This is a genomic window from Yoonia sp. (genome assembly GCF_036007805.1).
In the GTDB taxonomy this organism is placed as follows: Bacteria; Pseudomonadota; Alphaproteobacteria; order Rhodobacterales; family Rhodobacteraceae; genus Yoonia.
This window is the reverse complement of the sequence record NZ_DASYOK010000193.1, coordinates 1-7,175: the sequence shown is the minus strand read 5'-3', so window position 1 is coordinate 7,175 and position 7,175 is coordinate 1. Positions and strand designations below refer to the sequence as shown.

Sequence of the window (7,175 nt, the reverse complement as noted above, 5' to 3'; positions counted from 1 at the left end):
CGGCCCGTGGACGACAGCGTTTCACCGGGTGCCGGGATATGCGGGACGCGATAGACGAAATCCGCGTTGATTGAACCAAGGTTCCAGATTGCCATTAGTCGACCTTGCAGGCCGCAATCACGGCCATGTTGAGGATGTCGTTGACCGTCGAGACAGTCGAACAGATCTGGATTGGCTTCCCGATACCCGACAGGATTGGGCCGATCACGGTCGCGCCTGCCATTTCCTGCATGAGCTTCACAGAAATCGAGGCGGAATGTCGGGCCGGGACAACCAAGACGTTCGCTGGGCCCGTCAGGCGTTGGAACGGATAGTTCTCTTGTGCGGCGGCATTGAGTGCCACGTCGACCGTCATTTCACCCTCGTATTCGAAATCGGCTTTGCGCGCGTCGAGCACTTGCGGGGCTTTGTGCATTTTTTCTGCCCGCTCGGAGACGGGGTAACCGAAGGTCGAGAAAGACAGGAAGGCCACACGCGGTTCCAGCCCCAGTTCGCGCGCAACGGCAGCACCGCGTTCGGCGATATCCGCAAGGTCGTTTTCGTCGGGCCATTCATGGACAAGCGTATCTGTAATCAGCACGATCCGGCCTTTGTGCAGGACAGCGGTGACGCCCACCGCACCGTCATGCGGTTCCGCGTCAAAGACGTGGTTGATCAGTTCGAGAATATGCGCTGATTTGCGTGTCGCCCCTGTCACCATGCCATCCGCGTGGCCATGCGCGAGCATGAGCGTTGCGAAAACGTGACGGTCGCGCGCCGCAAGGCGATGGACATCTTGCGCATCAAAACCTTTGCGCTGCAGGCGTTTATAAAGAAAATCCTTATAGGTTTCCAAATGGGGGGTCGTGGCGGCGTTCACGATTTCAAGCTCGTCATAGGCCTCGGCCAGACCTTCGGCTGTCAATTTCTGTTTCACGTCATCCTTTCGGCCAACGATCAACGCTTTGCCCATGCCAGAGCGCTGATACATAACGGCGGCGCGCAACACGCGGGGATCATCGCCTTCGGCGAACACAACGGTGGACTGGTTGGCGCGGGCACGCGCGTTCAGGCTGCGTAGAATGGACTGTGTCGGGTCCATGCGGGATTTGAGCGATAATTCGTAGGCATCCATATCTACGATGGGGCGGCGCGCGACGCCTGTTTTCATGCCAGCCCGTGCCACCGCCGTAGGGATGCGGTGAATCAGGCGGGGGTCGAACGGCGTCGGGATGATGTAGTCGCGCCCGAAGGTCAGCTTCTTGCCGTAAGCCATGGCGACTTCATCGGGCACATCCTCGCGCGCCAGCGCGGCGAGCGCCTCGGCGCAGGCGATTTTCATCTCGTCGTTGATCGCGCGGGCGTGAATATCCAGCGCACCACGGAAAAGATAAGGAAAGCCCAGCACGTTGTTCACCTGATTGGGGTAATCGCTGCGGCCTGTGGCGACGATAGCGTCTTCGCGCACAGCATGTGCGTCTTCGGGTGTGATTTCGGGATCAGGGTTTGCCATGGCGAAAATAACAGGGTTTTCGGCCATGTTAGACACCATTTCCTGTGTGACAGCACCTTTGGCGCTGACCCCGAGGAAGACGTCACAGCCCTTCATCGCATCATCAAGCGTGCGGGCGGTGGTATTGGCAGCGTGGGCAGATTTCCATTGGTTCATGCCCTCGGTCCGGCCTTGGTAAATGACGCCTTTGGTATCAGCCATGATGCAGTTGTCATGTTTCGCACCCATCGCCTTGAGCAATTCAAGGCACGCGATCCCTGCGGCACCGGCTCCGTTGAGGACGATTTTGACATCTCCGATTTTCTTGCCCGACAGATGCAACGCGTTCAGCAGACCTGCGGCACAGATCACCGCTGTCCCGTGCTGGTCATCGTGGAAGACGGGGATATCCATCTGCTCTTTGAGCGTTTGTTCGATGATAAAACACTCAGGCGCTTTGATGTCTTCAAGGTTGATGCCGCCAAAAGTGGGGCCCATCAGGCGGACGGCCTTGATAAATTCGTCCGGGTCTTCGGTATCCAGTTCAATGTCGATAGAATTGACGTCGGCAAAACGTTTGAAGAGCACGGATTTTCCCTCCATCACCGGTTTGCTGCCCAGCGCGCCGAGATTGCCGAGGCCAAGGACCGCAGTGCCATTGGAAATGACAGCGACCAGATTGCCCTTGTTGGTGTAATCATAAGCCAGCGCGGGGTTTGCGGCGATTTCCTCGCAGGGGATCGCAACGCCGGGGGAATAGGCCAGTGACAAATCGCGCTGCGTCGTCATCGGGACAGTTGCCTGAATTTCCCATTTGCCCGGGGTTGGATGCATATGGAATTGCAACGCATCTTCGCGGGTCAGTTTATTCTTCGACATCGGATCCCCCTTTTTCAGTCCACAAGACATAGCGGTTTCTACCAAGGGCCTGCAACGGATTCATTTCAGGGTTTCGCAGCTTTCATGCGGTGGTAATGTGCGCGGGATGATCCCGGGGGATACATGAGCAACAGCACAGTCACGCCAATGATGGCGCAATATCTGGAAATCAAGGCAGAGCATCCCGACGCGCTGCTGTTTTACCGGATGGGCGATTTCTACGAGATGTTCTTTGACGATGCCGTTGCTGCGGCCGAAGCGCTGGATATCGCGCTGACAAAACGCGGCAAGCATGATGATCAGGATATTCCTATGTGTGGCGTGCCGCATCATGCCGCTGAAGGGTATTTCCTGACGCTGATCCGCAAAGGGTTTCGTGTTGCTGTTTGCGAGCAGATGGAAAGCCCGGCCGAAGCAAAAAAGCGCGGCTATAAGGCGGTTGTGAAGCGTGAAGTCGTGCGTCTGGTCACGCCGGGTACGTTGACCGAGGATTCCCTGCTGGATGCGCGCAGGCATAATTTTCTGGCCGCCTATCATAGTGTGCGCGATGCGGGGGCGCTGGCTTGGGTCGATATCTCGACCGGTGCGTTCCATGTGATGCCTTGCGGGGGCGCGCAACTGGGCCCCGAACTGGCACGATTAACGCCGCGCGAGGTGATTGTTGCAGACGGATCAGAGGCTGATTGGGCTGGAATAGTGTCTGATTCCGGTGCAACGCTGACAACCCTGGGCGCCGCGGCATTTGACAGTGTTTCGGGCGAAAAACGCCTGTGTAGTGTCTATAAAGTCGGGTCATTGGATGCGTTTGGCAGCTTTGGTCGCGCCGAGATTGGTGCCATGTCTGCTGTCGCTGAATATCTGGATATTACGCAGCGCGGAAATCTGCCTTTGTTGCGCCCCCCCGTGCAGGAGGGCCAGTCAGCAGCAATGCAGATTGATGCGGCGACACGGCGATCATTGGAGCTGACCCAAGCGATGAACGGCGGCAAGCAGGGATCACTTTTGCATTGTATTGATCGCACCGTCACCGCAGGTGGTGCGCGGCTGCTGGAACGGCGGCTTTCGTCACCGTCCTGCAATTGCGATGTCATCACGGGGCGGTTGGATGTGGTCGGGTTTTTGGCCAATCAGGCGCGGCTGACCAATGATATTCGGCAGAGTCTGCGCGGTGTGCATGATCTGGACCGCGCGTTGTCACGTTTGGCGCTGGATCGTGGCGGGCCACGGGATATGGCAGCAATTCGCAACACCATCGGACAAGCCATTGTGCTGTCCGCACTGATGCCGGCGGATTTGCCCGCTATTCTGGCGGATGCGACGCAAGATTTGACAGGGCATGAGGCTTTGTTGGACCTGCTGGATGAGGCACTGGTTGCAGAACCGCCGCTTTTGTCGCGCGATGGCGGGTTCATTGCGCCGGGGTATGACGCCGAATTGGACGAAGTGCGCAAGTTACGTGACGAAGGCCGGTCTGTGATTGCGCAGATGCAATCGGCGTATATCGAGACATCAGGTGTGTCCTCGCTGAAGATCAAGCACAATAATGTGCTGGGGTACTTTATCGAAACAACCGCAACGCATGCGGGCAAAATGATGGCCCCGCCCCTGAATGAAACCTTCATTCATCGCCAGACCACGGCCAATCAGGTGCGTTTTACCACGGTGGAACTGTCAGAGATCGAGACGCGTATCCTCAATGCAGGCGGGCGCGCACTCGAGATCGAAAAGAGACTCTATTCCAGCCTAAAGGAGGCAATTATTGCGCAGGCAGGACCGCTTGGTGCATTGGCGCGGGCGCTGTCCGAGATTGATTTGCACGCGGGTTTGGCGGAATTGGCAGTGACTGAAAACTGGGTCAGGCCACGGGTGGACGACAGCCGTGCATTTGACATCACAGGCGGGCGGCATCCCGTGGTTGAGGCCGCTTTGCAGAAAGACGGCGCGCCATTTATCGCCAATGATTGCGGATTGACGGACACACCGATCTGGTTGCTGACCGGTCCGAACATGGCCGGTAAATCGACGTTTCTGCGGCAGAATGCGCTGCTTGCGATCTTGGCCCAGATGGGCAGTTTTGTGCCAGCCACGGAGGCCCACATCGGGATTGTCAGCCAGTTGTTCAGCCGCGTCGGGGCGTCGGACGATCTGGCACGCGGGCGGTCGACTTTTATGGTCGAGATGGTGGAAACGGCAGCGATTTTGAATCAGGCTGACGATCGGGCGCTTGTCATTCTGGATGAAATCGGGCGCGGCACCGCGACATATGACGGTTTGTCGATTGCCTGGGCGACGTTTGAGCATTTGCATGATGTGAACCGCTGTCGTGCGTTGTTTGCCACGCATTACCACGAAATGTCGGCGCTATCTGCAAAGCTGGAGGGTGTGGATAATGCGACCGTCACTGTCAAAGAGTGGGAAGGCGACGTGATTTTCCTGCATGAAGTGAAGCGCGGCACCGCGGATCGCAGTTATGGGGTGCAGGTGGCACGTTTGGCGGGATTACCCTCGGTTGTTGTAGAGCGCGCCAAAGTGGTTCTGGAAGCTTTGGAAAAAGGTGAGCGCGAAGGCGGGACAGCACAGAAAGCGATCATTGATGATCTGCCGTTGTTTTCTGCAACGCCTGCCCCAGTGAGCGTTGCGCCAAAGCCCTCGGCTATCGAGGAACGTTTGCGCGATGTGCACCCCGATGAGCTGAGCCCCCGGGATGCGCTTGATCTGATTTATGAGTTGCGAGCGAAACTGTAAGGTGGGTTTCACCCACCCTACGATGCGGGCATGGATGACACGCCGACTTGCGCTGGGCGCAAAAGGCGGTCGTGCAACATGAAACCTTCGGCAGCGACCTGAATGATCTCGCCTGCTTTGGTACCGGGCACGGGCGCTTCGAACATCGCCTGATGCAGTTGCGGATCGAATTTATCACCGACTTCAGGTGTAATAGGGTCGATTCCGTGCTTTTTGAATACGCTGATCAATTCGCGCATTGTCAGCTCGACACCTTCAAGCAATGCTTTGTTTGCTTCTTGCTCGGCCTCGGCTGAGGACTGCAACGCGCGGCGCAGGTTGTCGTAAACCGGCAGCATGTCGCGGGCGAGTTTGGAACCACCGTAGTTTTCAGCCTCGCGGCGGTCACGGTCGGCCCGTTTGCGGGTATTTTCCGCATCGGCCAGTGCGCGCATGAACTTGTCACGGAATTCATCACGCTCTGCGCGCAGGGCTTCGATTTCATCAAAGCTTGCTTCAGCAGCATCGAAATCAATCTCGTCGCCTTCAGCTGCGAGTTCATCAAGGCTTTGTAGTTCTTCGTCTTTATCAGACATCAGTCTTCCCTTTACGAGCGGTCAACAATCATCTTGCCAACCAGCTTTGCGGTGTAGTTCACGATTGGTACGATGCGCCCATAGTTCAGCCGTGTTGGACCAATCACCCCAACGGCGCCAATGATCTTTTTGTCGGCGTTCATATAAGGGGAAACGACCAGAGATGAACCCGAAAGTGAGAACAATTTGTTCTCGGAGCCAATAAAAATGCGCACCCCCTCACCTTCTTCGGCAAGATCAAGGAATTGCGCGATGTCACGCTTGCGTTCAAGGTCATCAAACAGGGTGCGGATACGGGCGAGATCAGCCTCGTCACCACCTTCACCAAGCAGATTGCCGCGCCCGCGCACAATCAACCGCTCGGTCGATTCGCCTTCATTCTCCCAAAGAACGACGCCATTCTCGACGAGTTCGGCAGCCAAGGCGTTGATTTCCTGACGCCGTGTTTTGATCTCACGTGCAATTACGGCGCTGAGGTCCGATAGCGTATGCCCCGCCGCGATTGCATTCAGGAAATTCGCAGCCTCGCGCATGGAAGACGGGGTTTGGCCGGGTGGCGGCGTAAAGACGCGGTTTTCGACATGGCCGTCACCGAACACCAGCACAACAAGCGCGCGTTCGGCAGAAAGCGAGACGAATTCGATATGTTTGATCGGCGCTTCGTGCTTCGGGGTCAGCACAAGGCTGGCACCATGCGTCACGCCAGATAGCGCCTGGCCTACCTGATCCAGCACGGAGGTAACGTCCTGATTGTTCGACGTGACCGTGCGATCAATTTTTTCGCGGTCCTGGCCGTCGAGATCGCCGACTTCAAGCAACCCGTCAACGAAAAGGCGCAGCCCCAGCTGTGTAGGAATGCGGCCCGCGCTCACATGGGGACTTCCCAACAGTCCGAGATACTCGAGATCCTGCATCACATTGCGGATCGTCGCGGCACTGACCTGTTCTGAAAAATCGCGGGTGAGCGTGCGCGACCCGACAGGTGCGCCGCTTTCAAGGTAGCCTTCGACCACGCGGCGAAACACCTCGCGGGAGCGCGCGTTCATTTCGTCAATATTTGGCGATTGTTCTGTCATTGGTTCCACTGGCAAGGCGTCGCAATTAAAACGAAGTTTGCGGTAGCGTCAATCGGGGTTGGATTTCATATGTGGGCAGCGTATGCCGCTGATGCAACCGATAGGAGGAAACCCGATGCGTCCATCTGGCCGTCAAACGAATGAAATGCGCGAAATCTCAATCGAGACAGGCGTGACGATGCACGCGGAAGGGTCTTGTCTGATCAAATGTGGCAATACCCATGTGCTTTGCACCGCGACAATTGACGAACGGGTGCCACCGTTTTTGAAGAACTCGGGCCTTGGGTGGGTCACTGCGGAATACGGGATGCTGCCACGGGCGACAAATACGCGGATGCGGCGTGAGGCCAAGAACGGGCAATCCGGCCGCACGCAGGAAATCCAGCGTTTGATCGGGCGGTCTTTGCGGGCCGGTGTTGATCGGGTCGC

At 57.1% G+C, this 7,175-nt stretch carries 5 protein-coding genes and 1 pseudogene; 2 read left to right on the top strand and 4 right to left on the bottom strand.

The features are described from left to right. Both VGP75_RS11105 and VGP75_RS11100 read right to left on the bottom strand, forming a co-directional pair. A pseudogene (locus VGP75_RS11105) lies at positions 1–95 on the bottom strand (ribokinase); the annotation flags it as partial. After that, positions 95–2,350, bottom strand: a complete 2,256-nt coding sequence (locus tag VGP75_RS11100; protein WP_327543726.1) for an NADP-dependent malic enzyme — start codon at positions 2,348–2,350, stop codon at positions 95–97. The pseudogene VGP75_RS11105 and the gene VGP75_RS11100, both read right to left, overlap by 1 nt. A gap of 123 nt (positions 2,351–2,473) precedes the next feature. Between VGP75_RS11100 and mutS the strand changes: the two genes are divergently transcribed. Next, on the top strand, positions 2,474–5,095 hold the full coding sequence (mutS, locus tag VGP75_RS11095; protein WP_327543725.1) for a DNA mismatch repair protein MutS: 2,622 nt from the start codon (positions 2,474–2,476) through the stop codon (positions 5,093–5,095). Positions 5,096–5,112: 17 nt separating this feature from the next. Here the strand turns inward: mutS and VGP75_RS11090 are convergent, their stop codons facing one another. Beyond that, the gene (locus tag VGP75_RS11090; RefSeq protein WP_055684974.1) at positions 5,113–5,670 is read right to left on the bottom strand and encodes a nucleotide exchange factor GrpE; all 558 of its coding nucleotides are present in this window, start codon (positions 5,668–5,670) and stop codon (positions 5,113–5,115) included. A gap of 11 nt (positions 5,671–5,681) precedes the next feature. Next, positions 5,682–6,746, bottom strand: a complete 1,065-nt coding sequence (gene hrcA / locus VGP75_RS11085; protein WP_327543724.1) for a heat-inducible transcriptional repressor HrcA — start codon at positions 6,744–6,746, stop codon at positions 5,682–5,684. Between the two features lie 115 nt (positions 6,747–6,861). On the opposite strand from hrcA, the gene rph reads away from it, so the two are divergent. Further along, positions 6,862–7,175, top strand: a 314-nt coding sequence (gene rph / locus VGP75_RS11080; protein ID WP_327543723.1) for a ribonuclease PH, incomplete at its 3' end; no start/stop codon positions are given.

Excerpts from the sequence above, each read along its gene's own strand:
- VGP75_RS11100 (WP_327543726.1), bottom strand. The coding sequence starts at position 2,350 with ATGTCGAAGAATAAACTGACCCGCGAAGATGCGTTGCAATTCCATATG.
- mutS (WP_327543725.1), top strand. The coding sequence starts at position 2,474 with ATGAGCAACAGCACAGTCACGCCAATGATGGCGCAATATCTGGAAATC.
- VGP75_RS11090 (WP_055684974.1), bottom strand. The coding sequence starts at position 5,670 with ATGTCTGATAAAGACGAAGAACTACAAAGCCTTGATGAACTCGCAGCT.
- hrcA (WP_327543724.1), bottom strand. The coding sequence starts at position 6,746 with ATGACAGAACAATCGCCAAATATTGACGAAATGAACGCGCGCTCCCGC.